The sequence below is a fragment of the Candidatus Zixiibacteriota bacterium genome (genome assembly GCA_035574315.1).
GTDB lineage: Bacteria > Desulfobacterota > Binatia > UBA9968 > UBA9968 > DATLYW01.
On record DATLYW010000042.1, the window covers coordinates 17,086 to 43,081 of the forward strand.

Below are 25,996 nucleotides of genomic sequence, written 5' to 3' on the forward strand. Positions count from 1 at the left end.
GGGATTCACTGAAAGCGAGGCCGGTTAAAAGCGAGCGCCCGCAGATGTGGAATATCCTCAAAGAAGACATCCAGGTCGTCTTCGACCGCGATCCGGCAGCGCGCAACGTCTGGGAGATCGTGCTCACGTACCCGGGATTCCACGCGCTGTTCTTCTACCGGGTCGCGCACGCGGCCTGGTCGCACGGGTTCAAGGGGCTCGGCCGCTTCATCAGCCACCTCGGACGCTTTTTCACGGGGATCGAGATCCACCCGGGAGCCAAGATCGGCCGGCGGTTCTTCATCGATCACGGCATGGGAGTGGTGATCGGAGAGACCGCGGAGATCGGGGACGACGTCACCATCTATCAGGGCGTGACCCTCGGCGGGACGAGCCTGAAAAAGGAAAAGCGCCACCCGACCGTGGAGAACTTCGTCGTGATCGGCGCCGGCGCGACCGTTCTCGGCCCCGTGACGATCGGCCACAACAGCAAGATCGGCTCGGGCTCGGTGGTCGTCAGCCAGGTGCCGCCGCACTCGACCGTCGTGGGTATCCCCGGCCGCGTCGTGGAGAGCCAGAGCGCGCCCAGGGATCCGCACGCGCACCTGATCGATCTCGAGCACGGCCGGCTGCCCGACCCGATCGCGAAGGCGATCACGGGGCTCGCCGATTACATTCAAAAGCTCGAGGAGAGGGTGAACGAGCTGAGCGCCCGCCAGGGGGCGGTCGAGGAGCGGCGCGCCGAGGACAGCGAGGTCCTGAACAAGGTCCGCGAGCTGCTGAAGAACGCGGGAAGCTAGGGCCGCGGGAGCGGATCGAGCAATGACGGGTGGAAGCAAGAAGATCGTGGTGGCGATGAGCGGCGGAGTGGACAGCTCCGTTGCCGCCGCCCTGTTGAAGGAACAGGGGCACGAGGTGGTGGGCGTTTCGCTCAGGATGTGGGAGGCGGAGGGGCTCGGGCCGCGCAACTGCACCGACCTCGGGGGCGCCCGGGCGGTGGCGAAGCTGCTCGGCATTCCTCACGAGCTTCTCGACCTGCGCGCCGAGTTCGTCGAGCGGGTGGTCGAGCCTTTCGCGCGGGAATACTTGCGCGGCCGCACGCCGAATCCCTGCGTGAGCTGCAACCGGGATTTCAAGCTGGGAAAGCTGCTCGACTGGGCGCTCGGCCGGGGCGCGGATTACGTCGCGACCGGACACTACGCCCGGATCGCGGCCGACGAACGCACCGGCCGGCGGGCGCTCCTGCGCGGCGCGGATCGGTCCAAGGACCAGTCTTATTTCCTTTTCGCGCTCTCGCGCGAGCAGCTCGACCGCACTTTGTTCCCCGTGGGCGAGCTCAGCAAGAGCGAGGTTCGCCGGGAAGCCCGGCGGCTCGGGCTTCCGGTCGCCGACCGCGTCGAGAGCCAGGATATCTGCTTCGGCGACTACCGCGCTCTGGTGCGCTCCTACGCGAGCGAAGGGGAGCTTGCCGGCGGAGAGATCGTCGACGAGGCCGGCCGGGTGCTCGGCCGGCATCAGGGCATCCACGGGGTGACGGTAGGCCAGCGGAGAGGCCTCGGGCTTTGCGCTTCCCGCCCGCTCTACGTGCTCGGAATCGAGGAAGCGACGCGGCGGATCGTGGTCGGCGGCAAGGAGGCTCTCGCCTGCCGGGGCCTGCTGGCGCGCGACGTCCGGTGGATCGACACGCCTCCGGAGGAGCCGATCGAGGCCGAGGTGCAGATCCGCTACCGTTCACCGCCGGCGCCGTGCACGGTGCGGCGCCGCTCCGACGGCTCATGGCAGGTCTCGTTTCGCAGACCCCACGCTCCGGTGACTCCGGGGCAGGCGGCGGTTTTTTACCGCGGCGATCGGGTCCTGGGCGGAGGCTGGATCGAGGCGGCGCTTCGGGCTCAGCCCAGCGCGGGACGGCCCGCGCACGTGTAGCATGCGGATAGCGATCGCGACGCTAGGCTGCAAGATCAATCAGTACGACAGCGCGGTCATTCAGAGCCGCGCGGCGGAGAGGCACGCGCTCGTGCCGTTCGAGGAGGCCGCGGACTGCTACATTGTCAACACCTGTACGGTGACGGACCGCGCCGACTGGGAGGCGCGGCAGCTGGTGCGCCGAGCGCGCCGCCGAAACCCCGCCGCAAGGGTGATCCTGACCGGCTGCTATGCGCAGGTCAGCCCCGCCGAGGCGGCCCGCATTCCGGGCGTCGACTACGTGGTGGGACTGAACCGGCTCGAGGATCTGTTCCGGTACGTGGAGCGTTCCGGCCCGCCGCCCGCGGAGCGCGTCGCCGTCGGCGATGTCCGAAGGGAGCGCGGGATTCCCGTCCTTGGCACGCGGGCCCTCCCCGGGCACACGCGCGCGTTCCTCAAAGTCCAGGAGGGCTGCGATTATTCGTGCACGTACTGCATCATTCCCGAGGCGCGCGGGCGAAGTCGCAGCGTCGCGCCGCGTTCGGTGCTGGAGCAGGTTCGGCTGCTTGCCGAGGCCGGTTACCGTGAGATCGTCCTCACGGGAATTCATCTCGGCGGCTACGGGCGCGATCTGGAGCCGCGGCTCGACCTTGCGGCGCTGGTCGCGGCGATCGCCGAGGAGAGTCTGGTGCCGCGGCTGCGGCTGAGCTCTCTGGATCCGCGCGAGGTTTCGGACCGGCTCCTGGACCTCATGGCGGACGGCGGAGCGGTTTGCCCGCATCTCCACGTCTGCGCCCAGGCCGGAACGGACCGGATCCTGCGGCTGATGCGCCGCAACTACGATAGCGGCTACTATCGCGAGCTGGTGTGGAGGGTGCGTGAACGGCTGCCGGAAGCGGCGATCGGGACCGACATCATCGTCGGGTTTCCGGGAGAGACCGAGAGGGAATTCGAGGCTTCTCTCGACTATTTCGCGTCGCTGCCGCTCACCTATTTCCACGTGTTTCCCTTTTCCGTGCGGCGCGGCACCGCTGCGGCGACTCTCCCGGACCCCGTCCCGTCGGCCGTGAAAAAGGAGCGCGCCCGGCGCATGCGCGAGCTGGGCGCGGCCAAGAAGGCCGAGTTCTACGAGAAATTTCGCGGTCGGGTGCTGCCGGTGCTGATCGAGGAAAAAACGGATCCCGGAACGGGCGGCAACCGGGGGCTGAGCCGCAACTACCTCCGGGTAACGGTGAGCGGCACCGTCGCCGTGAACCGCGAGATCGACGTTCTCGTCGAGAGCGTGGAGCGGGGCATGCTGCGCGGCGTCCCGGTGCCGGCCGGAGACGGCGCGGCCTCCGGGGCCATTGAAAGCGGATTCCGCAGCTCGATCGCCGCCGGACGCGGCGGGCGACCCCTGGGCGGCGAAGACGACGGGTCGATGCCGCCGAGCAGGTAGCGATCAGGACACTTCGATGAAAGCCGGGGCTCGAAAATGAAGCTCGGCGTCTCGAAGCGCGGAGACTTCGAAGTTTCGCCTCTCTGCGTTCTCCCAGCTCCAGGGTTGCCGCCCGCTTTGGCGGCTCGGCCGGGCAATCCGGGCTGAAGCTGCGGTTCAATGCCGCAGCCTCCGGCAGGTCGAACAGGTTTCGCTTGGCTCACAACCCGTCGCTCGATCGGCTTCAAGAGAAAATCGGCTACAAGTTCGCCGATCCCTCCCTGCTCGTGCGGGCGCTCACGCACGTCTCTTACAGCCGCGATCGGGACGAGGGACACAACGAGGTCCTCGAGTTTCTCGGCGACGCGGTACTGGACCTCGCCGTGAGCGATCTCTTGATCCGGAATTATCCGCGGCGGAGCGAAGGGGACCTTTCGCGCATGCGAGCCGCGCTGGTGAACTCCGCCGTCCTGGCCGAGAAGGCTGCCCAGCTCGAGCTCGGCGCGCTGCTGCGGCTCGGCAAGGGGGAGGAACGCAGCGGCGGTCGCACCAAGGAGTCGATTCTCGCCGGCGCTTTCGAGGCCTTGCTGGGAGCGATCTATCGCGACGGCGGTTACGAGGCGGCCCGGCGCACGGTAGAGCGCTATTTCGCCGCGGACGTGCGGGCGAGAAGGCTGGGGCTTCGCGACTACAAGACCAGGCTGCAGGAGATCAGCCAGCTCCTGTTCCGGGAGCCGCCGAGCTACCGGCTGGTTTCGGAGACCGGGCCGGACCATGAAAAATATTTCGTCACGGAGATCTCGGTCGGCGGCAGGGTGCTCGGGACGGGCGAGGGCAGGAGCAAGAAGCAATCGGAGCAGGAAGCGGCGAGAAAAGCGCTGCGCGAGCTGCAGAGGAGCGGCCCGGACGATTGACCGAAGCCCGCAGGTCGCTCGTTGACCATGCCTCATCTCGAAAGCGATGTCCTGGTGGTCGGCGCGGGCGGCGCCGGCATGTACGCCGCCATCGCCGCGGCGCGCGCGGGCGCGTCCGTGGTCCTGCTCGACAAGAGTCTGGTGGGCCGCGGCGGCGCCACGGTCATGGCGCAGATGACCGTGGCGGCGGCGCTCGGGCATCAGGAGCCGGACGACTGGACCCTTCATCTGGCCGACACGCTCAAGGCCGGCCGCGGGCTGTGCAACGAGGAGCTGGCGGAGCTGCTCTGCCGCGGGGGTCCAGAGCGAATCCTGGAGATGGACGCGTGGGGAACGCGCTGGGCGCGCGAGGGGGGCCACATCAAACAGGAAACGGCGCCGGGACACAGCCGCAAGCGCTGCTGCTACGTCGATTTTCTCGCCACCGGCCCGGCGGTGGCCGGGACGCTGCGCCGCAAGGTGGGCGAGACCTCAGGGATCCGGCGGATCAGCAACGTCGCCGTCGTCCAGATCGCGGTGAAGGGCGGGCGCGCGCTGGGCGCGGTCGGCCTCAGCGTTCGGGACGGCCGTCTCGCGACGTTTCACGCCGGTGCGGTCGTTCTCGCCGCGGGAGGCCTGACCAGGCTCTATGCGCGCAACAGCGCCTCCGCGAACATGGGGGGCGAAGCCTGTGCCCTGGCGCTCGAGGCCGGGGCGGAGCTGGTCGACATGGAGTTCGTCCAGTTCTTTCCCATCGGCCACCTGGCGCCGCGCCTGGTCGGCATGGATCCGATCATGTGGGATCCGTTTCGCTACAAGCTCGGCGGCAGGCTGTTGAACGGCAGGCTCGAAGAGTTCGTCGATCGCTACGGCGGCACCGACTTCGGCCGCTACACCGCCACGCGCGACCTGGCTTCCTACGCGATCCTCAAGGAGGTCGAGGCCGGCAGAGGCTCCCCGCACGGCGGCGCCTATCTCGACTTCCGGCATATCGGAGAGGCCCGGCTGCGCGAAGCGTTCGGGCCGGTGATCGACCGCTTGCTCGCCAACGGGATCGATTTGACCAAAACCCCCGTGGAAGTCGGACCGATCGCCCACTATCACATGGGCGGGATTCGGGTGGACGGAAAGATGGAGACGCGGATCGAAGGGCTCTACGCCGCCGGAGAAGCGGTCGGCGGCGCCAACGGGGCCAATCGTCTTTCCGGCAACGCCATTACGGAAGCGCTGGTCTTCGGCGAGCGCGCGGGCCGCTCCGCGGCGGCGCGCGCGAGGAGCGGAGCGCCGCCGTGGGAGGCGTCGCTGGCGGAGCCCTCGATCGAGCGGCTCGACGCATTGAAAAAGGGGAAAGGCTCGCCCGGAGCGGCCTGGCCCGCCATGGTCCAGAGCGAGCTGCAGCGGCTCATGTGGGAGAACGCCGGCCCTTTTCGGACCGGGGGCAAGCTGGCTGCGGCGCTGGAGCGGATCCGCGAGATGCGCGACGAGCTGCCCGATTTGCGCGTCGGCGCCGCGGGCGCCTATAACCTCGACATCCAGGACTGGTTCGAGCTGCGGGCCATGCTGCTCTCAGCCGAATGCGTCGTGCAATCGGCACTGGCCCGGCGGGAAAGCCGGGGCGCGCACCAGCGGGAAGACTTCGCCGAGACCAGACCCGAGCTGGAGCGCAACCAGGTGCTCGAGCTTCGGGACGGCAGGCTGTGCTCGCGCTGGATCACCCCGATGGGGCGGGTGGAGGCCGATCGTGGCTGAGCGCAACGACCGGAGAGCCGTTCTGCTGATCCGCCGGGGAACGGCCGCGGAGGCGGCCCGCTACGAACGGTTCGAGGTGCCGTACGAGGACGGCATGTCGGTCCTGGACGCGCTCCGCTGGATTCGCATCCACCGTGACGGCACGCTCGCGGTGCGCTACAGCTGCATCAACGCCAACGCCTGCAAGACCTGCATGGCGCTGGTCAACGGCGAGGTCGAATACACCTGCACCGCGAAGCTCACGCCAGGGCCCATCACCGTGGAGCCGCTTCCCAAGCGCCCATGGATCCGCGACCTGGTGGCCGATACGGTGCCCGACGACGAGAAGCTCGACGAGGAAGAAGAACCTCGGAAACGGAACGGTGCCCGATGAGCGGTCCAGAGGAACAGGAGCCCCGGGGCTGGGTGCTTTACGACGGCGCCTGCGGTTTTTGCAGCCGGTGGGTGCCGTACTGGGAAAAGACGCTCGAAAAGCGAGGCTTTCGCATCGCCCCGCTGCAGGCCGGCTGGGTCGCCGAGAGACTGGGGCTTCGCGACGGCGACGCCGGACCGGACCTGCGCCTGCTCCTGGCGGGCGGAGCCGAGCTCCGCGGGACCGAGGCGTACCGCTACCTGATGAGACGCATCTGGTGGGCGACGCCTCTCTACGCGCTCTCGATCCTGCCGGGCTTGCGGCTGCTGTTCGACGGGGCCTACCGCGCCTTCGCCGACAATCGGTACCGGATCTCGCGCGCGTGCCGCCTTCCCGCCTCGTTCGACCGAAAAAAAACGCCCGATTGAGCGCGCCTCAGGCGAGCCCCATGAGCCGCGCGGGGTTCGCGCAGGCGACCTGCCGCACCTCTTCGGGGCGCAAGCCCCCTTCGTGCAGCATGCCGCAAAACATGCGGAAAAGCTCGGGGGGATTCGGGCTGTAGGGTCGGAAATAGTCGGTGCTCGCCACCACCTGAGAGAGGCCGATCTCGCGCAGCTGGCGGACCAGCTCGAAGGAGTCCATGCGCCCGGGCGCGAGCGCGTTCCAGCACACTTCCACGAAGGCGCCCAGCTCGGCGGCCCGCCGCATGGCGTCGAGCGGCATGGCGATGATGTGGCTGTGCGCGTGATTGACGACGATCCGCCGAAAGCCGATATCGCGCCCCGCTTCGATGAAAGCAAGCGATTCCTGCCAGGAGACGTGGCCGGTGCCGAGCGCCAGGTCGCAGGCCTTGCAGCATTCCAGGATCTCGTGCCCGCGCCGGTCGAGCCGGCCGCGGTCGTCGAGAAAATAGTAGGCCGGGTTTTCCAGGCGCGCGTGATCCCTGTAGTACTGGGGGATGCGGCTGCTGAAGCCGCGGCGCTCGACGTCGTTGCGCGCGCTCCACGTGGGAAGAAAGACCATCTTCCCTCCCAGCCGCGCGCACGCCTCGACCACGCAGGCATTGGGCCCGCCGGCGACGATGTTCAACGCGGCGCTGGACCAGAGGGCGACCCGGGTCTGCACCGCGGTAAGGATGTGGGGAACGACGTTGGCGGTGGGCCACCAGTGCGACTTCAAGACCACGCCGCGCAGGCCCATCGCTTCCGCCTTCGGCAGCCAGGCGATCTCCGGCTCGCGCTTGCGCTCTTCCGCGGAAAATTCGAGATCGGCGTGGCAGTGGACGTCGATCGCTCCTTCGATCAGGTCATCGTAAAGGGACATAGCGGCTCCTTGGGATCGTAAACGGGACGAATCCGGCGGAAGAAGAAAAGGGGTTCCGCCACGCCCGGCACTCCCTTGATCCTGGTGACCGTCGCGGGCGGGTTATCGCGCAGCAGAAGCCTTGGCCGCGCCGCCGCAGCAGCGTTTGTATTTCCTCCCGCTGCCGCACGGGCACGGATCGTTACGCCCGGCTCCCGCTCCCGGCCGCCGCGCATCCCGGGCCCGCACGATCTCCATCAGCTTTTCCGCGGGCTCGCCCGCCTCGACCAATCGCGCGAATTCCTGGAAATAGGGCTTGCTGTGCGTGAAGAACCGCTTGAGGCCGGCGCAGAGATAGTTGAGGCCCTCCTCGCCGTCGGGGGTCCGGATCAGCCGGTCCTTGGGACAGCCGCCGTTGCACATGTCCCGCACTTCGCACTCCCGGCAGTACCGGGGCAGGGCCGTCCACTTGCGCCGGCCGAACTCGCGCTGCGCCGGGTCCTCGATCAGCTCCGCCAGCGTCCGCTCGTAGATGTTGCCGATCTTGTGCGCGGGCTCGACGTAGTGATCGCAAGAGTAGAAGTCTCCGTTGTGCTCGACGACCGGCACGTCGCCGCAGGTCTCGCGGAAGATGCAAAGCGCGTGCTCCATGCCGAGAAAAGGTCGGACGGCCTCGTCGAAGAGCTGGATGAAAACCCTGCCGATGTCGTTGCGCACCCACTCGTCGAAAACCGCGCACAAAAAATCGCCGTAGGCGTCGGCCGGCACCGAGCGCGGGTGAACCGGGGCCATCGGGTCGGCGGTTTTTTCCACCAGCGGGAGAAACTGCAGGTACTGTCCGCCGATCTCCTTGAGGAAGCGGTAGACGGCGATCGGGTGGCGGACGTTGGCTTCGTGGACGACGCACAGCAAATCGACGTGGATCTCGTGCTGCCGGAGGAGCTGGAACGCCTGGACGACGGCGCGATGCGTCGGCTTGCGGCCCTTGGTCAGCCGATAGCGGTCGTGCAGGTCGCGCGGGCCGTCCAGGCTCAGGCCCACGTAGAAGTTTTCCGCCGCGAGAAACCGGCACCACTCCTCATCGATCAACGTCCCGTTGGTCTGGATGCCGTTGACGAGCTGCTTCCCGGGGGAAAGATATTTTTTCTGCAGCGCGACCGCCTTGCGGAAAAAATCGACGCCCAGGAGCGTCGGCTCCCCTCCGTGCCACGAGAAGCTCACGATCTCCTTGGGCGTCGCCCGGATGTGCTGGGCGATGTAGCGCTCGAGCGTCTCGTCGCTGAGCCGAAAGCTCGTGCCCTTCGGGTAGAGATCTTCCTTCTTGAGGTAATAGCAGTAGTCGCAGTCGAGGTTGCAGATCGCCCCGACCGTCTTCACCATGATCTGGAATTCGCGCGCCGCAGTTTCCACAGGCCTTTCCTGTACCCGACCGAGCTCGTTTTCCGGGACTGTACTTAAAAAACCGAGCGAAGTCACTACCCTGCGCCCCCGGCCGCAGCGGCCGTCCCCGGGTTCCCCGGGGCGCCCGCGTTTCGGCAGGGCTCGAAAAATGGGCCAAATGGCCGATGGACAGGCCCGGAGCGAGGATGATATAAGCACCCTCGGTAGCCGAAGGCTCGTGCGAACGAGAGGGAGGACGTATGAGGCGCTCGATGCTCGTCGTTTTGGTTGGCGCTGGCTTCCTTTTGGTCCGCACCTCCGCCGCTTCGGCGGCGCAGCCTGAGGCGGCGAAACCCGCCGCTCCCACCTACGTCGGCACCGAGGTCTGCAAAGCCTGCCACGCCCCCGCGTTCGAGAAGTTTTCCCACACGATGATGGGGAAAATTTTTCTCTTCAACGCGCGCAACGAAACCGAAAAACAAGCCTGTGAGAACTGCCACGGTCCGGGAAGCGCCCATGTCGCGGCCGGCGGCGGCAAGGGGGTCGGCGGGCTGATCACGTTCCGAAAGGATTCGGGGGAATCGGCCGAGGTCCAGAACCAGCCCTGTCTCACCTGCCATCAGCGCGGAGTGCAAACCTACTGGGAGGCAAGCCCTCACGCCAGCCGAGGAATCGCCTGCGTCAACTGCCACACCCTCATGGAGAAGACGACCGATCGCTTCCAACTGGCGAAGGTCGGCGACCGGACACCTTTTTTCAACAAGCGCGCGCAGACCGAGGTTTGCGGCCAGTGTCATCTGCAGAGAAAGGCGCAGCTCATGCGCTCTTCGCACATGCCTGTGAGGGAAGGGAAGATAACCTGTACCGATTGCCACAATCCGCACGGGACTCCTAATCCCGCCCAACTCAAGCAGGCAAGCGTAAACGAAAATTGCTACACCTGCCACGCGGAGCGCCGCGGTCCGTTTCTCTGGGAGCATCCTCCGGTGCTCGAGAACTGCGCCAACTGCCACGAGCCTCACGGCTCGGTCAATGATCGGCTTCTCAAGGTGACCGATCCTCGGCTCTGCACGCAATGTCACATCGCCACGCGTCACCCGGGCACGCCGCGCGGCAGCACCTCGGTCTTTTTCTTCAACCGGAGCTGTACGAACTGCCACAGCCAGGTGCACGGGTCGAACCATCCGTCAGGACGTCGCTTTCAGCGATAGGGGAGGTCCAAGATGAAACGCACCGGAACTTGTTTCGTTTGGACTGCGAGTCTGGTTTTGACCATCCTGTCGGCTTCGCCGGGTCGGGCTCAGATTGAGCTCGGCAATTTTACCATTCGGGGCGAGGCCGAAATCAGCGGAATGCCCCGGCACAAGGAGGGCCAGGACTCCAAGTTCCAGGAGTACCGCGACCTTCCGGAGAGCGTCATCGTCCCGCAGCTTCAGCTCATGATCGGGGGGAAGAAGGAAGACTTCTTCCTGGAATTCGACTCCAGCAAGCTCGGGCTCGACGACCAGAACTACAGGCTGCGCGTGGGGCGGTACGGACTTCTGGACATGGAATTCGAGTGGGATCAGATCCCCCACCTTTTCAGCCACAACGTCGCCCGCACGCCCTTCGCTCGCGACGGAGGAGGCGGCACCTACACGCTGCCGAGCAAGCCCGCCTCGACGACGGGAACCGCCGTGCGCGACTGGGTCAACGCGAACGCCGCGCCGCTGGATCTCAAGCTCCTCCAGGGAATCGGACGCTTCAAGCTGCGGTACACACCGACGCCCAACTGGAGCTTCACGGGCAACTACTGGTCGCAGAACGTGACGGGCAAGAGAGCGTTCGGGGCCCTGTTCGGCCCTTCGCCCGGAAGCTACAACATCACCGAGCTGGCCGAGCCCCTGGACTATCAAACGCACAACATCGAGCTGGGCGGCGAGTATGCCGGCAACGGCTGGTCGCTGGGTCTCAAATACAACGGCTCGCTGTTCCACAACAACGTGAGCACGTTGGTCTGGGACAATCCTCTCAATCCGGGCATCGGCGGAGCCTGCACCGAAGAAGCAACCTACAACGGCGCCGCCGGCACGGGGCCCTGCCGCGGCCGGTTCGATCTCTACCCGAGCAATCACGCCCATTCGATCACGCTCTCGGGGACGGCCGCGCTGCCGCTCAAGAGCCGCTTCCTGGGGACCGTCTCCTACGGCTGGCGGTTCCAGAACGATCCCTTCCTCCCGTTCACCATCAACGGCGCAATTTCCGCGCCGACGCTCACACGCCGGAACCTGGACGGCGATGTGCGGCCCTTGATGGTGAATGCAACGGTCGTCAATCATTTTATCGACCGTGTGGATCTCAAGGCTTATTACCGGCTCTACGATCTGGACAACCGTAGCAAGAAAGTCGATCTCCCGACGGGCTATGTCGCCAACGATTCGTCGGTCGTGTCCGGCGAGTTCAAATCTTTCCCTTACGCTTATTCCAAGCAAAACATCGGCTTCGATGCGGGGTACAGGTTCGCCCGCTGGGCGAGCCTGAAAGTCGGGTACGTGTGGGAAAACATGCACCGCGAGCGCAGGGAAGTTCTCGACTCCAACGAACACATCTTCGGCCCGACGTTGGATATCACTCCCGCTTCATGGCTTCTTCTGCGCATGAGCTACCGGCGCCAGATCCGAGACGCTCATGACTACGATGCCGGCAGGCAGGTGGTTTTGCACCCCGGCGAGACCCCGGAGGCCCTGCGCGAGGAGCTTCTCGAGGACCTGAGAAAGTTCGACGAGGCGGCAAGAAACCGGGACAAATTTAGTGTTTTTACACAGATCAGCGTTCTGCCCAACCTGACGCTTCACGGAGGATTCGAGTTCGTCAACGATCGCTTCCCCCGCTCGGTCGTCGGCGTCAAGGACGACGTCAACTACAGCCCGTCGGTGGGATTCGTCTACGCCCCGATCGATTGGTTGAGCATCTTCGGCGACTACAACTGGGAAAGGTTCGACTGGAAGATGCGCGCAATGGAGCGGTCGGCCGTCACCCAGGATCCGGCGAACAGCCCCGGCAGACTCTGGACCAGCAGAGGGAGGGATCAGATACATACGTTCAGTCTCGGCAGTGACGTCAAACTGATCAAGGAGTTGTTGGGTCTTCGGCTCCAGTACACGTTCTCCGACGCGCGAAGCTTCGTCCGGGCCAGCGGCAATCCGGTGGGGACCGCCGCCACGAACTATCCCGCGCTCACCAATCGCTGGCACGAATTTCTGGCGCGTTTCGAGTACGACATTCACAAAAATCTGGGGTTGAGGTTCGGTTATTACTACAACCGCTTCAACGGAAAGGATTTCGGAGTCGACATCATGAAGCCGTGGATGGGCGACGTGGACACGGGAGCCAACGTCCAGCGGTCGATCTTTCTGGGCGACAAAGTCAAAAGCCCGTACACCGCCCACATCGGATTTTTGGGGCTGAGGGTGAAATTTTAGCGAAACGCGTAAATCACCTGAGAAGCGGAGACAAAGTCAGCGGCAGTTCGAGAGCGGCTCTTTGCTCTCGGCCGGGCCGAGAGACGGACAAGTGATTTCCGGCGAACAACGGAGACACAAGGATGAAATCTGGATTGCTAGTCGGTTCCGGTATGCTTCTTTTCCTCCTGGTTTCCGGTTCGGGCTCTGCTCAGACCAAAGGGGACGCAAAAGCAGGGAAGAAAAGATACGATGCCAGTTGCGCCGGATGCCACGGCACGAGCGGTAAAGGCGACGGTCCGGCGGCCGCCGCATTGAACCCGAAGCCGCAAGATCACACCGACGGCAAGATCATGAATTCCCTCAGCGACAAGTACCTGTTCGATATCATCAAAAACGGCGGCGCCGCAGTGAAGAAATCCCCGGTTATGCCTGCCTCCAAAACGCTGACCGACCAGGAGATCTGGGACCTGGTCGCTTACATTCGCAGTCTCGCCAAGCCGCCTTACAAGCCGGCGAAATAGTAGAGCTCACAACCCGCCCGCCAAAACGAGCTTCGTTAGCAGGGACGACAGGCTCGAGCGGTAGGGGGCTTGACCGCCTCTGGAGATCCGTGGGGCTTTTCCGCGATGGGGCCCTCGTCCGTTGGTCGCGTGGTAAATGCACGGAACCGCCGCGGGTGCTCCTGCCCACGAACGAGTGCGCCGGACTGCTCGAAGACACGGCCTCCGGGATTTCGGATTTCTCTGCCTCCCGGCAATTCTGATTTTTAGGACGGCCGGCGGGAACTTATTCTCGTCCCTGCGAATTGGCCTTTCTTTTTCGCCCGGGAAGCCGGAAAACCCATGGCATACATATTGCCTTACCACCGTCAGTAACTCTTCACAGGCGACGCGTGCTGTGACTTCAGATCAGGACGTGATTGGATGGCCGGTTTACAGCAATAGCACTGGGGATCACGGGTGAGGCGGCTTGTTCCGGCTGTTGTAGCGGCAACTGTAGCGCTGTCCGGAATGCATATGGCAGGGTGGGTCAGTCCGGGGGTCGAACAGCCGATCGCCTTTCCCCACAAGACTCATATTGCGCTGAAGGTTCCGTGCACCGGATGCCATCAGCAAGCCGAGAAAGGATCGGCTGCCGGGCGGCCGCCTACGGCCTTGTGTGCGGCTTGTCACGCGGCCAGCGACACCAAAGACCCCGAAATCGCGAAGCTCAAAGCCTATGCCGAGAAGGGGGAGGAAATCCCCTGGCGGCGCGTTTGGCGTTTGCCTTCCCACGTTTTCTTCCCCCACCGCATTCACGTAGCCATAGCCAAGATAAGCTGCCAAACCTGCCACGGTCCGATGGAAAATCTCGATCGCCCACCGCCGCGGCCGCTCAAGATACTCACGATGAGCGATTGCATCGCCTGCCACACAGAGCGGAAGTTGGCGACAGACAGGGCAGCAGGAGCGAAGCTGTCCAAGGTGCGCGCGCAGCAGCTTAGCAGCGATTGTATTGTCTGCCATCGGTGAAGAGCCAATGCGTTTTACGCGAAGAGAGTTCATTCAAGCGTTAGGCGGGGCCGCCGGGGCGGCTGCCCTGGCTAGGAATCAGCTCTCAGCGGTTGGCCAGGTAAGCAGCGATGTTCAGCGTTGGGCAAGACCCGAAGAGGTGCCGGTTCCTTCGATCTGTCAGCAGTGCCCGGGCGGCTGCGGTTTGCTGGTGCGCACGCTCGACGGAGAAGTGGCCGGGATCTCGGGAAACCCGCTTCATCCGATCAATCGCGGAGCCCTGTGTCCCAAGGCCTTCGGCGGGCTTCAATTGCTTTACGACCCGAGGCGAATTCGAGGCCCCATGATTCGGTCCCGCGAGGCCGGAGGTTTCCGCGCCATCGGTTGGGACGAGGCCTTGAGGACGCTGGCGACGAGGTTGTCGGATCTGCGGACAAAAGGCCTCGCGCATACGCTCGTGATCCTGGGGGGGCAGTACCGGGGTTATCGCGACGTCTTGTGGAGCCGGTTCGCGCAGGCTTTCGGAACGCCGAACTATATTCGATTCCGCTGCTTCTCTCCGGAAAGACCGGCTCCGGCTCACCGGCTCATGCAGGGCGTGGCCGTTCCGGTTTCCTACGATCTGGCGGACGCTCAGTTCATCCTTTCATTTGGCGCCGGCCTTTTGGAATCCTGGCTGGGGCCGGTGCACGCGGCGCAGGCGTACGCGCGCCTGCGCCGAAGCCCGGATCGGCCCAGGGGGTTGTTCTTTCATGTCGATCCGCGACGTTCACCGACCGCGGTCAAGGCCGATCGATGGATTCCCATCGTCCCCGGAACCGACGGTGTCCTGGCGCTCGGCATCGCGAATGCCATGATCCGGGAAGGCCTGTACGACGAGAGCTTCGTGGAGGAGTACACGTCGGGATTCGAGGATTGGGTGGATAGTTCGGGCCGGTTTCACTTGGGATTCAAGAATCTGGTCTTGAGAGACTACGGGCTTTTCAGCGTTTCCGCGATCACCGGAGTCCCGGTCAAGGACATCATCGAAATCGCAAGAAATCTTGCCGCGGTGAAACCGGCGGTCGTCATCGGCGAGCGCGGTCCGGCTTACGGTCCGGACGATCTGCACAGCCGCATGGCGATTCACAGCCTGAACGCTCTGGCGGGCAGTATCGGGGTCGCGGGCGGGCTGCGAATCCAGGGCGAACTTCCGCTGGCATCTTTGCCGGCGATCGTCGAGGATGCCGCGGCAAGAAGAGGCCTGGCTCAACCGAGGATCGACGGGGCGGGCGAAGGGGAATATTTCCTGGCCACTGATGTACCTCAGGCTCTCCCGGAGCGAATTCTCAGCGGGAAACCGTATCCCGTGAATGCCTTGTTTCTGTTCGCGACCAACCCGGCGGCGAATCATCCGGCGAAAGAGGCGTTCATCGCGGCGATGAAAAAGGTTCCGCTGGTTGTCAGCTTTTCACCTTTTCTCGATGAATCGAGCGCGATGGCCGACCTTGTATTGCCGGATCATACCTATCTCGAGCGATGGCAGGACGACCCGGTCAACCACGTGGCCGGCTTCACTTGCTTCAGCGTCGCCAGGCCGGCCTCCAGGCCTCTTCACCAGACGCGCAACAGCGCCGACGTCGTGCTTCAGCTGGCCGAAGCGCTCGGCGGCTCCGTAGCGAAAAGTCTGCCCTGGAAGACATTCGAAGACATCATCCGCAGCGGGGCCGAGGGGCTCTACGCGTCGCGGCGAGGCTACATCGTGTCGACCCATGCCCAGGAAGCCTTGCGCAAAGTGATGGAGCGCCAAGGCTACTGGGTACCGGAATTTCCGGACTACGAGGCGTTCTGGAAAGCTCTGCTCGAACGCGGCGCCTGGTGGGACCCCAGCGGCCTTCCGCTGAGCCGAAAGGCGCTGCTGGGGACGCCCTCGGGAAAGTTCGAGTTTTACTCCTTCAGGCTCAAGGATTTGATCGATCGTGCGATTACCACGGAAGCGGGGCGGAGAGCCGTTCTCTCGTCGATCGGCGGCGAAAAGGCCGAAGACTCGCTCGCCATGCCCGCCGCGAGGGTTCCAGGTCCCAGGAAAAGCGAATCCTTCCCCCTTCGCCTCAACACTTACCGGCTGATCAGCCGACCCGTAGGCGGCGGTAGAAACCAGCCGTGGCTTCTCGAGCAGCCAGCCGTTCACGTCCGCGCGTCCTGGGAGACGTGGGTCGAAATACACCCCGAGACCGCCGCTGCCTTGGGAGTCGCGGAAGGCGACTGGGTCTGGGTCGAGTCGAGCAAAGGACGGATCAAGCTGCGTGCCCGGCTCTACGCCGGTACGGTCCGCGACGTCGTTCACATTCCACTGTTCGGGGGCAACGGGCCGAATCCCAACGATCTGATAGCGAACGAGAAGGACGTCTCGAGGGGGTTCGGCGTGCTCAACCATACTCAAGTAAGGGTCAGGAGGGCGTGACGTGGCGCTGTGGGGCATGGTCATCGATTTGGACCGTTGCACCGGATGCCAGGCCTGCGTTATGGCGTGCAAAGCGGAAAACAATATTCCGGCCGTCGGCATGAAAGAAGCGCACAAGGAGCGCGTCATCAGTTGGATGCAGGTGCTTACCGAGACCGGCGAGGACCAGCACGGCGCGAAAATGCGATTTATTCCACGTCCCTGTCTCCAGTGCGATGACCCGCCCTGCACCAAAGTCTGTCCGGTTTACGCGACTTACCGCAACCCCGAAGGGATCGTCGCCCAGATCTATGCTCGCTGCATCGGTTGCCGCTTTTGTATGGCGGCCTGTCCCTATAACGCCAAGTACTTCAACTGGCACACGTACCAAAAAGAGGCACCCGGCCAGAACCCCGATGTGTCGTTGCGCGAAAAGGGGGTTGTCGAGAAGTGCACGTTCTGCCATCACCGCTTGCAGCGTGCACGCGAGCGGGCCTCAGCGGAAAAACGCGAATTCGATCCGGCGGAGTATGTTCCCGCCTGTGCCGAGGCGTGCCCCGCGCAGGCCATCGTTTTCGGGGATCTTTCCGATCCGGCGAGCGAAGTCGCGAAACTCGCGCACAGCCCGCGCGCCTTCAGGCTGCTCGAAGAGCTCGGGACGAAACCCAAGGTCTTTTATCTGACGGAGGGAGAAGCCGGTGGCTGACGCGGGCGATCCCCACGAGGAAATTCTTCTCGCCCCGATCGAACGAACCGGGCCGGGCTTCTACTGGGCGGTCGCCCTGCTCGGCGTCCTGATTGCCTGGGGAGCGGTCGCTTACTGGGCTCAGTTCACGAGCGGTCTGGGGGTGACGGGTCTCCACCAACCTGTCGGCTGGGGCTTTTACGTCACCAACTTCGTCTTCTTTATCGGCATCAGCCACGCCGGCACGCTCATCTCCGCCATCCTCCGACTCTCCAAGGCCGAATGGAGGAGGCCGATCACTCGCATGGCCGAGGTGATCACCTGCATGGTGATTTTCATCGGAGCCGGCCAGATCCTGGTGGACTTGGGGCGGCCCGACCGGATCATGAACGTGATTCGCCATGGGCGCTATCAGTCGCCCCTCCTGTGGGACGCCACGAGCATCAGCGCGTACCTGACGGCGAGCCTGACTTACCTCTACCTGCCGATGATTCCGGACATCGCCATTTTGCGAGACCGGCTCGGAAAACGGAAGCTGCTTTACAGCGTTCTAGCGCTGGGGTGGACAGGAACGGAACATCAGCAGCGGGTTCTCAACCGCGCCATCGCCGTCATGGCGGTGCTGGTGATTCCGATCGCCGTCTCGGTTCACTCGGTGGTATCTTTCGTCTTTTCGATGACGCTGCAACCGTCGTGGCACTCGACGATTTTCGGGCCGTATTTCGTCGTCGGCGCCATTTTTTCGGGCATCGCCGGGCTGATCGTCACGATGATTATTTTTCGCAGAGCCTACCGGCTCCACTACTACCTCAAACCGATCCACTTCCGGTATCTGGGGCAGCTCCTGCTGATCATGGCGCTTCTCTGGTTTTATTTCACGTTCGCCGAATATCTCACGGGCTACTATGGAGCGGAGCCGGAGGAGCTGAAGGTGTTTTGGGCCAAGTTCAGCGGACCGTTCTGGCCGTTCTTCTGGACCATGGTGCTGTGCAATTTCGCGATTCCACTTCTCTGCCTGGTCAATCTCAAGCGGCACACCGTGGGAAAGGTACTGGTCGCTTCCCTCTCCGTGCTCTTGGGCATGTGGCTGGAACGCTTCATCATTGTTGTCCCGACGTTGTCCCTGCCCCGCCTGCCGTTCCCCGAAGGCATTTACTGGCCTACCTGGGTCGAGTGGGGTGAAACCGCGGGCAGTTTCGGTTTGTTCGCGCTTTTCTACCTTCTTTTCACGAAGTTTTTCCCGATCGTCTCGATCTGGGAGATTCGCGAAGGCCGCGAGATGGCGCTCAGGGAAGTCGAAGAAAGGATCGCGAGCTACCTTCCCGGAGGAGCCGAAGGAGAATCCTGACGGCCAGAGGGAAATCGCATGGATCATGGACCCGAGGTGTCGGACAGGCTCGTGAAGGCGCTGCAATGGGTGTGGTTGGGAGGCGCTTTTGTCCTGGTCGGCGGGATCATCCTGTGGATCGTTCATTTGATCCTCACGGCCTGGACCCTGGGGGACGTTCCGTCGGCTTCGATCGGGATATCGATCGTCGCGATACCCATTTTCCTGGTTTTTATGGGCGTGGTTTTTTACGTCTTCTGGGGCGTCGCGCTTCGCGGGGATCGTCGTGAACGTTAAGGCGGCCTTGATCGCCCTGGCGCTGGCGGGCGCTTTTGCCAAGCCCCTCCATGCCGAAGTCGCTTCGCCGGTCCTGCCGGGCAACCCGCTGGAGGGAAGCCGGCTCTTTGCCGAGAAGGGGTGCCTGCGCTGCCACGCGATCAACGGAGTCGGGGGGGTTGGCGGACCGGATTTGGGCCAGGGAATCCTGAAGCGTTCGCTCCTGGATATAGCCGGGGTGATGTGGAATCATTCGCCGGGGATGGCTCATCTGCTGGCGGAACGGCGCGCGGCGCGACCGCTTTTCAAACCGCCGGAGATGGCGAGCCTGCTGTCCTTTCTGTATTACATCGGCTCCCTGGATCCTCCCGGAGATGCGGCCGCAGGCGAGCGTGTTTTCCGAGAGAAATCCTGCCGAACCTGCCATTCGCTGGGCGGCAAGGGCGGGCGGTATGGCCCCAGGCTCGACGGTTATGCGCGGTACGCGTCTCCGATTTACCTGACGGTCGGGCTCTGGAACCACGGGAAAGCAATGGCGGGGATCATGCAGGCATTGGGAATCCCGCGCCCGACTTTCGAAAAGAACGATATCGTCGATCTTTTCGCCTATATACGAAGCGTCGGCGGCAGCGTGGAACGCGTCTATCTGCAACCGGGAAGCCCGCAGCGGGGCGAAAAGCTCTTTTCGGAGAAGCGATGTATCCAGTGCCATTCCGTCGACGGCCAGGGGGGGCGGATCGGGCCGAATCTGAGAGGGAGGCTCAAGGGGAGCCTGATGCGAATCGCCGGCGCGATGTGGAACCACGGCCCGGGGATGTGGAAAAAGATGGCCGAGCGCGGAATCCAAGTGCCGTCGCTCACAGCCGACGAGATGTCCGATCTCGTCAGCTATCTGTACTTCGTTCAGTTCGTCGATGCGCCCGGCACGGCGGCCAGGGGTCGCGTGGTTTTCCAGGAAAAAAAATGCGCCAATTGCCACGGGTCGGCGGACCGGAAACGAGCGCGAGCCGCCGTGGATCTCGCGAAGGCCGAGACGCTCGCCACTCCCCTGGCGGTGGTTACGGAAATGTGGAATCATGCGAGCACCATGGAGCGGAAGATGCTGGAGGAAGCCGTCGAATGGCCGGTCTTTAGAGGACGCGAGATGGCGGATCTGATTGCCTACTTGCTCTCTCTTCGGGCCACCCCGTGAATTGCAAGCCCGCAGGCGGATCAGGACGGCTCGGTCTTGCAGAGCCGCACGAGACTGCGAACCGGGACCGTACGCGGTCGCGCCTGGCTGCCGGTCAAGTGCTGTGACGTGGGTCGGTCGAGGGGACGGACGATGAAACGCGCCGCAAAGAAACTCATGATCGTCGTCTTCGGGGTCGTGATCCCGCTGTTTTCGTCTCCAGCGGGGTTGTTCCGTCCGCCGGCGGTTTTCCCCCAGGATCCGCTTGCCGGCTCCCGCGTATTCGGGGCCAAAGGGTGCTCGGGCTGTCATGCCGTGAACGGGGTCGGCGGCAAATCGGCCCCTGATTTGGGCCGCGTCCCGGGAGCGCGGAGTTTCTACGATCTTGCCACCGCCATGTGGAACCACATCCCCGAAATGTCGGCCCAATTGCGCAAAAAGGGCAGGACCCCGCCCCAGTTGAGCCCGCGTGAGGCAGGCGATTTGATCGCGTTTCTCGCCGCGGTCGATTACTTTGATCCGGCCGGAGATCCCGGGGTCGGGAAAAGGGTTTTCGCCGAAAAGCGATGCGTGGTCTGTCACCAAATCGAGCGGGTCGGCGGCGTGTTCGGACCGAGTCTCGATTCGGTGGTCCAGTTCGGGCCGATTTTTTTCGCTGCCACGATGTGGAACCACGGGCCGGCCATGGCCGAAGCGATGCGGTCGCGTGGAATCACGAGGCCCGTTTTCACCGGCCGGGAACTGCGGGATCTGGCCGCCTACATCAAATCGGTCTCGCGTGCGCGCGGCGACCAGCCGATCCGCGTGCTCCCGGGCACGGCGGCCGAGGGCGAGAGATTATTTGCCGCTCGCGGGTGTGTGGATTGCCACGGAATCAAAGGCACCGGGGGGCCGGTCGGGCCGCCGCTCGCAGGCCAAAACCGATATGCAAGCTTGTTTGATTTCGCGGCGGCCATGTGGAACAAGGGCCCTGTCATGGAGCGCGAGATGAAAAGACGGAGCGTGGCGGTTCCGGCGCTTCAGGCCAACGAGCTGGCGGACATCGTGGGTTTCTTGTACTCCGTGGATTACTTCGCAGGGCGTGGCGACCCGCGCCGCGGCGAAGAGGTCATCAGCGCGAAAGGGTGCTTGCTCTGCCACTCCGTTCGAGGAAAAGGCGCTCGCACGGCTCCTGATTTCGCCAGGATTCGAGGCCTGGAGCAACCAGCCAACGTGGTTTCGGCCATGTGGAACCACGGCGCAGCCATGGCGCAGAAGACCCGCGAGCAGCAGCTGGCCTGGCCGATCTTGAAAGGCGACGAAATGGCGCAGATCGTTGCTTTTCTCGCATCCGTGGGGAGCGGCCGGCGATGAGCGCGATCGGCCGCCCGGTTGTCCGTGTCTGTCTGCTCCTCTTTTTTCTTTTGCTCGCGCCCGCAGGGCTCCGTGCGCAGCCACAAGCCGAAAGCTGCGTGACCTGCCATCAGGCGTTAGGCGATACCCCGCTCGGGCGGCCGGCCCAGACATACAGCCAGGATATCCATTCGAGGAAAGGCTTTGGCTGCGTCTCCTGCCACGGCGGGGACGGCACCGCCGCGGGAATGGAGGCGATGGATCGCGCCAAGGGCTACATCGGCAAGCCGTCCCCGGCACAGGTCATCGAGGTGTGCGGCCGGTGTCATTCGGACCCGCAGTTCATGCGCCGGTACAATCCCGCGATGCGGGTCGATCAGGTCGCGGAGTATTTCACCTCGGTCCACGGCCGACGGCTCCGGGAGCAGAAGGATGCCAACGTCGCGACCTGCGCCAGCTGTCACACGCCGCATTCGATCCGCCCCCCCACCGACCCGCGCTCCTCGGTCTATCCGCTGAACGTCGCCGACACGTGCGGCGCGTGCCACGCCGACGCCAAGCGGATGGCTCCGTACAAGATCGCCACGGACCAGGTCGAAAAGTACAAGCGCAGCATTCACTGGAATCTGTTGAGCGTCAAAGGCGACCTCTCGGCGCCCACCTGCAACGACTGCCACGGCAATCACGGCGCCGCGCCGCCGGGAATTTCGTGGGTGGGCAACGTTTGCGGCCAGTGCCATCCGATCAACGCCGAGCTGTTCAACAAGAGTCGGCACGGCAAGATCTTCGTGCAGATGGGAATTCCGGGATGCGCAAGCTGCCACAGCAACCACGAGATCGCCGCGACCGGAGACGCGATGCTCGGCGTCGGCGAGGGAGCCGTGTGCGCGGGATGCCATTCCGCCGACGATACCGGGGGCCGGGCCGCAGCCGCCATGCGCGACGCTATCGAACAGCTCGCCAGGCTGTACGACCAGGCCCGTGCCACGCTGTCCAAGGCCGAGCATGCCGGAATGGAGGTGAGCCAGGCTTTCTTCGAGCTGAACGGAGCGAAAACCGCGCTCGTCAAAGCGCGCGCGTCCGTGCACGGCTTCGACCTCGAAAGCGTAAAAAAGGAAATCCAGCCCGGGCTGGAGATCGCCCGTAAAGCCCAGGCGCGGGGGACGAGCGCGCTCGAGGAGATCCGGTTCCGCCGGCGGGGGCTGGCCGTGTCGGTCGCGATCATCCTGGCGTTGATCGGCGGGCTGGTGGTAAAAATTCGCCGCATGGAGCGAGGGCGGTAGCCAGCGGCTCAGGACGGAATAACGCGATGGCCAACGACGTTTTGTCCCCCGGTGAAAATCGAGCACGGAGAGACTTTCTCAACTGGTTTCTCGGAACAGCCGCCGGAGCGTTCGCGGCGTCGGTCCTCTATCCCGTGAGCCGCTATCTCGTTCCCCCCAAGGTCGAGGAGTCGACGGCTCACACGGTGACGCTCTCGATCAAGCCCCAGGAGCTGAAACCCAACAGCGGTCAGATTTTTCGCTTCGGCAGCCAGCCGGCGATCCTGGTGAAGACGCCGGCGGGCGAGCTGAAGGCGTTCTCGGCGGTATGCACCCACCTGGCGTGCATCGTCCAGTACCGTTCGGACATCAGCCATATCTGGTGCGCGTGCCACAACGGGCACTTCGATCTGAACGGAAAAAACATCGAAGGTCCTCCTCCGAAGCCGCTCGAGGAGTACGCGGTGAACGCCAAGGGCGATCAGATCGTGGTGAGCAAGAGGAGCTGACGGTGGAGCGCGCGCGCGAAAGGCTCTGGCGGTGGCTCGACGAGCGGATCGGGCTCGAGGATCTGGCGAGGCTCGCGAAGAAAAAAGAGGTGCCGGTGCACCGCCACACCGTGTGGTATTACTTCGGGGGAATGACGCTCTTTCTGTTCGCGATCCAGGTCGTCACCGGCATCCTGCTGCTGCTCTACTACCGTCCGAGCGCGAACGAGGCGTTCGAGTCCATCCAGTTCCTGATGACGGAGGTAGAGTTCGGCTGGCTCGTGCGCTCGATCCACGCGTGGTCGGCCAACCTGATGGTCTTCTCCATGTTCATCCATCTCTTCAGCACGTTGCTGCTGCGAGCGTACCGCGCGCCGCGGGAGATCACCTGGCTGTCGGGGAGCGGGCTCCTGGGTCTGACGCTGGCGTTTGGCTTCACCGGGTATCTGCTGCCGTGGAACGAGCTGGCTTTCTTCGCCACCCGCGTCGGAACGGAAATTCCCGGGGTGCTTCCCCTCGTCGGCCCTTTCCTGCGTCGGCTGCTGCGCGGGGGCGACGACGTGACCGGCGCCACGCTCACCCGCTTCTACGGGATCCACGTCGCCGTCCTGCCGGCGCTCACGACCGTGGTTCTCGCCGTCCATCTTTTCATGGTCCAGAAGCACGGGATGAGCTCTCCCCCGGGAGTCGAGCGCGAGGGGCCGAAGCGCTCAATGCCCTTTTTCCCGAATTTTCTCCTGCGCGATCTGGTGGGATGGCTGTCAGCGCTCGCGGTGCTCGCGGCCCTGGCGGCCTACTTTCCGGCGGAGCTGGGCAAGAAAGCGGACCCGTTCCAGCCCGCTCCGGCGGGGATCAAGCCCGAATGGTACTTCATGGCGATGTTTCAAACGCTGAAGCTCCTGCCGGGCCATATTCTCGGAATCGAAGGGGAGCTGCTGGGCGTGCTCGGGTTCGGAGTCGTCGGCCTGCTGTTGATCGCATTGCCTTTCCTGGACACTCGCGCCGGCGAGCGGCCGAGCCGCTTTCCTGCCGTTTTCGGGATCACGCTCCTCGTCTACATGGTGGTTCTCACTTTTCTGGGCTACACCATGAGTCCGACGAAATGACCTTCTGCCGCGTTTGGAGCACGAGGCGAAGGTCGAGGCCCGAGCTCGACGCATGAACGGCCCCGGTTGACAGCGATTCGATTCCAATGGCACGCGCACCGCGAATACTCGCCCTGCTCCCGGCCTGCGGGTGGCTCGTGGCCACGCTTGCCGGCGCGGCTCCTTCGGCGGCGCCGTGCGAATCGTGTCATGGAGTGCCCGGGCTGGAAAAAGAGCGCGGGGGAAAAACGGTTTCGCTGCACGTCGACGCGGAAGCGTTCGCCGCCACTCCGCACGGCCCGCTCGGCTGCGCGGCCTGTCACGCCGCGATGGCGCAGTTCCCGCATCCGCCGAAGGCCGGGACCGCACCCTGCTCGACCTGCCATGCCCCGCAAGCGGGCGCGCACGCGGCCGGCGTCCACGCGAAGCTGAAGGACCGGCTGCCGGAGGCGGCGTCGTGCTTCGCGTGCCATGGAAACGTCCATCGCCTGGCGCGCGCGGCCGATCCGGCCGCGCCCACGAACCGGCAGAACATCGCCAGGACCTGTGCACGCTGCCACGCCGACACCGCCCTGGCGGAGAAGTTCCGCATCCCGGTGGTGCGCCCCGTCGAGGCTTACCTCCAGAGCGTGCATGCCCGCGCCGTCGCGCGCGGGAAAGCCGGCGCCGTCTGCTCGGACTGCCACGGCTCGCACGGTATTCTGCCGGCGAGCGACGCGGCGTCGCCGATTTCGCACGCCAAGATCCCCGAGACCTGCGGCAAGTGCCACGGCTCGGTCGTTGCGCTGTATCGCGAGAGCGTGCACGGCGAGGCGGCGGCGCGCGGCGTGCGCGGCGCCCCGGTGTGCACGGACTGCCACGGGGAGCACCGCATCCTCGGCCCGGCGGAGCCCGATTCTCCGGTTTTCACGGCGAACATTCCCGGGCATACGTGCGGGCGCTGCCATGGAGACGCGCGCATGAGCGAGCGCTTCGGCCTGCCGCCGGACAAGGTCCCCGCGTTCCAGGACAGCTTTCACGGGCTGGCGCTGCGCGCGGGCCAGCTCACCGCGGCGAACTGCGCGAGCTGCCACGGAGTGCACGACATCCGGCCGTCTTCGGATCCGCGGTCGCACGTTCATTCCGCCAACCTGGCGCGGACCTGCGGCAAGTGCCATCCAGGAGCCGGCCAGCGTTTCGCGCTCGGTCCCGTCCACGTCCTGCCGCAGTCAGGAGGGCCGCCGGTCCTTTACTGGATCCGCCTGATCTATCTCTGGGTGATCGGAGTGACCATCGGCCTGATGGCGCTGCACAACGCGCTCGACCTGGTCCGAAAGGCGCGGCGGCGCGAGGAGGCGCCCTTCGAGCCGCCGGGCGTCGTTCCCGAGCGCATGTCCCGATCGCTGCGCTGGCAGCACGGCCTGATCATGGTGAGCTTCCCGCTGCTCGCCTACACGGGCTTTGCGTTGACCTATCCGGAAGCCTGGTGGGCGGCGCCGCTGGTGCACTGGGAAACAGCGCTCGGCTTGCGCCGTTATCTGCACCGTGCGGCGGCGACGGTTCTCGTGGCGGCGCTCGCCTGGCATCTGGTCGAGCTGGCCGTCAGCCCCGCACGCCGGGCGAGGTTCGAAAAGCAGAAGCTTCGCTGGAAGGATCTCCGCGACGCGTGGCTCGTGGTGCGCTACAACCTCGGTGTGGCGCCGCAGAAGCCGCGAATGGGCGAGTTCAGCTACGCGGAGAAGATCGAGTACTGGGCGTTCCTGTGGGGCATGGGGGTGATGACGATCACCGGCTTGCTCCTCTGGTTCGAAAACGTGACCTTGCGCTACCTGCCGAAAGTCGCCGCGGACATCGCGACGGCGGTGCATTTCTACGAAGCCGTTCTGGCCACGCTCGCGATCGTCGTCTGGCATCTTTATTGGGTGATTTTCGATCCGGACGTCTACCCGATGGACGGCGCTTGGTGGCACGGGCGCTCTCCGGCCGCGCGCCTGAAGGAACGGGCGGAAGGCGCGGGCGAGCCGACGGGTGATGGAGGGGAAAGTGACGGGCGCTGACTTCG

General features: G+C 64.6%; 23 protein-coding genes. 21 read left to right on the forward strand and 2 right to left on the reverse strand.

From position 1 onward, the window contains the following. The first annotated feature begins 8 nt into the window (after positions 1-8). The 7 genes from cysE to VNN77_14630 all read left to right on the forward strand — a co-directional run bounded on the left by cysE (position 9) and on the right by VNN77_14630 (position 6,720). The gene (gene cysE / locus VNN77_14600) at positions 9-779 is read left to right on the forward strand and encodes a serine O-acetyltransferase (GenBank protein HXG52623.1); all 771 of its coding nucleotides are present in this window, start codon (positions 9-11) and stop codon (positions 777-779) included. A 22-nt stretch (positions 780-801) separates the two neighbouring features. Then, positions 802-1,902, forward strand: a complete 1,101-nt coding sequence (mnmA, locus tag VNN77_14605; GenBank protein ID HXG52624.1) for a tRNA 2-thiouridine(34) synthase MnmA — start codon at positions 802-804, stop codon at positions 1,900-1,902. 1 nt (position 1,903) lies between these two features. Continuing rightward, positions 1,904-3,319, forward strand: a complete 1,416-nt coding sequence (mtaB, locus tag VNN77_14610; protein HXG52625.1) for a tRNA (N(6)-L-threonylcarbamoyladenosine(37)-C(2))-methylthiotransferase MtaB — start codon at positions 1,904-1,906, stop codon at positions 3,317-3,319. A 194-nt stretch (positions 3,320-3,513) separates the two neighbouring features. After that, complete coding sequence (gene rnc / locus VNN77_14615; protein HXG52626.1) at positions 3,514-4,212, forward strand: ribonuclease III; 699 nt, start codon at positions 3,514-3,516, stop codon at positions 4,210-4,212. A 27-nt stretch (positions 4,213-4,239) separates the two neighbouring features. Next, positions 4,240-5,940 (forward strand): FAD-binding protein, encoded by a 1,701-nt coding sequence (locus tag VNN77_14620; GenBank protein HXG52627.1) that lies wholly within the window; start codon positions 4,240-4,242, stop codon positions 5,938-5,940. Continuing rightward, positions 5,933-6,313, forward strand: a complete 381-nt coding sequence (locus VNN77_14625) for a 2Fe-2S iron-sulfur cluster-binding protein (GenBank protein HXG52628.1) — start codon at positions 5,933-5,935, stop codon at positions 6,311-6,313. Before VNN77_14620 ends, VNN77_14625 begins: the two co-directional genes overlap by 8 nt. Continuing rightward, the gene (locus VNN77_14630; GenBank protein ID HXG52629.1) at positions 6,310-6,720 is read left to right on the forward strand and encodes a DUF393 domain-containing protein; all 411 of its coding nucleotides are present in this window, start codon (positions 6,310-6,312) and stop codon (positions 6,718-6,720) included. The genes VNN77_14625 and VNN77_14630 overlap by 4 nt, the downstream gene beginning before the upstream one ends. A 7-nt stretch (positions 6,721-6,727) precedes the next feature. Here VNN77_14630 and VNN77_14635 read toward each other — a convergent pair whose 3' ends face one another. Both VNN77_14635 and VNN77_14640 read right to left on the reverse strand, forming a co-directional pair. Next, positions 6,728-7,615, reverse strand: coding sequence for a DUF6282 family protein (locus tag VNN77_14635; GenBank protein HXG52630.1), 888 nt, complete (start codon positions 7,613-7,615; stop codon positions 6,728-6,730). A gap of 102 nt (positions 7,616-7,717) precedes the next feature. Beyond that, positions 7,718-9,004 carry an anaerobic sulfatase maturase gene (locus VNN77_14640; protein ID HXG52631.1) on the reverse strand — a complete coding sequence of 429 codons (1,287 nt, stop codon included), beginning with the start codon at positions 9,002-9,004 and terminating at the stop codon, positions 7,718-7,720. Between the two features lie 230 nt (positions 9,005-9,234). Here VNN77_14640 and VNN77_14645 point away from each other — a divergent pair, with 230 nt between their 5' ends. From VNN77_14645 to VNN77_14710, 14 genes are all read left to right on the forward strand, one after another. Further along, positions 9,235-10,185: a DmsE family decaheme c-type cytochrome gene (locus VNN77_14645; GenBank protein ID HXG52632.1), complete on the forward strand. Its 951-nt coding sequence runs from the start codon at positions 9,235-9,237 to the stop codon at positions 10,183-10,185. A 141-nt stretch (positions 10,186-10,326) separates the two neighbouring features. Continuing rightward, entirely contained in the window at positions 10,327-12,435 is a 2,109-nt protein-coding gene (locus tag VNN77_14650) for an MtrB/PioB family decaheme-associated outer membrane protein (GenBank protein ID HXG52633.1), read from the forward strand. A 122-nt stretch (positions 12,436-12,557) separates the two neighbouring features. Further along, a complete protein-coding gene (locus tag VNN77_14655; protein HXG52634.1) occupies positions 12,558-12,938 on the forward strand; it encodes a cytochrome c in 381 nt (126 codons plus the stop codon). 495 nt (positions 12,939-13,433) lie between these two features. Further along, on the forward strand, positions 13,434-13,928 hold the full coding sequence (locus VNN77_14660; protein ID HXG52635.1) for a cytochrome c3 family protein: 495 nt from the start codon (positions 13,434-13,436) through the stop codon (positions 13,926-13,928). A gap of 7 nt (positions 13,929-13,935) precedes the next feature. After that, positions 13,936-16,350, forward strand: coding sequence for a molybdopterin-dependent oxidoreductase (locus VNN77_14665; protein ID HXG52636.1), 2,415 nt, complete (start codon positions 13,936-13,938; stop codon positions 16,348-16,350). A 1-nt stretch (position 16,351) separates the two neighbouring features. Continuing rightward, positions 16,352-17,035 carry a 4Fe-4S dicluster domain-containing protein gene (locus tag VNN77_14670; GenBank protein ID HXG52637.1) on the forward strand — a complete coding sequence of 228 codons (684 nt, stop codon included), beginning with the start codon at positions 16,352-16,354 and terminating at the stop codon, positions 17,033-17,035. Continuing rightward, positions 17,028-18,362, forward strand: coding sequence for an NrfD/PsrC family molybdoenzyme membrane anchor subunit (gene nrfD / locus VNN77_14675; protein ID HXG52638.1), 1,335 nt, complete (start codon positions 17,028-17,030; stop codon positions 18,360-18,362). Before VNN77_14670 ends, nrfD begins: the two co-directional genes overlap by 8 nt. Before the next feature lie 18 nt (positions 18,363-18,380). Further along, positions 18,381-18,638, forward strand: coding sequence for a hypothetical protein (locus VNN77_14680; protein HXG52639.1), 258 nt, complete (start codon positions 18,381-18,383; stop codon positions 18,636-18,638). Further along, positions 18,628-19,809, forward strand: coding sequence for a c-type cytochrome (locus VNN77_14685; protein HXG52640.1), 1,182 nt, complete (start codon positions 18,628-18,630; stop codon positions 19,807-19,809). The genes VNN77_14680 and VNN77_14685 overlap by 11 nt, the downstream gene beginning before the upstream one ends. 132 nt (positions 19,810-19,941) lie before the next feature. Next, positions 19,942-21,141 carry a c-type cytochrome gene (locus VNN77_14690; protein HXG52641.1) on the forward strand — a complete coding sequence of 400 codons (1,200 nt, stop codon included), beginning with the start codon at positions 19,942-19,944 and terminating at the stop codon, positions 21,139-21,141. Then, positions 21,138-22,403 carry a cytochrome c3 family protein gene (locus tag VNN77_14695; protein HXG52642.1) on the forward strand — a complete coding sequence of 422 codons (1,266 nt, stop codon included), beginning with the start codon at positions 21,138-21,140 and terminating at the stop codon, positions 22,401-22,403. The genes VNN77_14690 and VNN77_14695 overlap by 4 nt, the downstream gene beginning before the upstream one ends. A gap of 26 nt (positions 22,404-22,429) precedes the next feature. Further along, positions 22,430-22,891 carry a ubiquinol-cytochrome c reductase iron-sulfur subunit gene (locus VNN77_14700; GenBank protein HXG52643.1) on the forward strand — a complete coding sequence of 154 codons (462 nt, stop codon included), beginning with the start codon at positions 22,430-22,432 and terminating at the stop codon, positions 22,889-22,891. Between the two features lie 2 nt (positions 22,892-22,893). Continuing rightward, positions 22,894-23,976 carry a cytochrome bc complex cytochrome b subunit gene (locus tag VNN77_14705; GenBank protein ID HXG52644.1) on the forward strand — a complete coding sequence of 361 codons (1,083 nt, stop codon included), beginning with the start codon at positions 22,894-22,896 and terminating at the stop codon, positions 23,974-23,976. 86 nt (positions 23,977-24,062) lie between these two features. Continuing rightward, entirely contained in the window at positions 24,063-25,991 is a 1,929-nt protein-coding gene (locus VNN77_14710) for a cytochrome b/b6 domain-containing protein (protein ID HXG52645.1), read from the forward strand. The last annotated feature ends 5 nt before the right edge of the window (positions 25,992-25,996 follow it).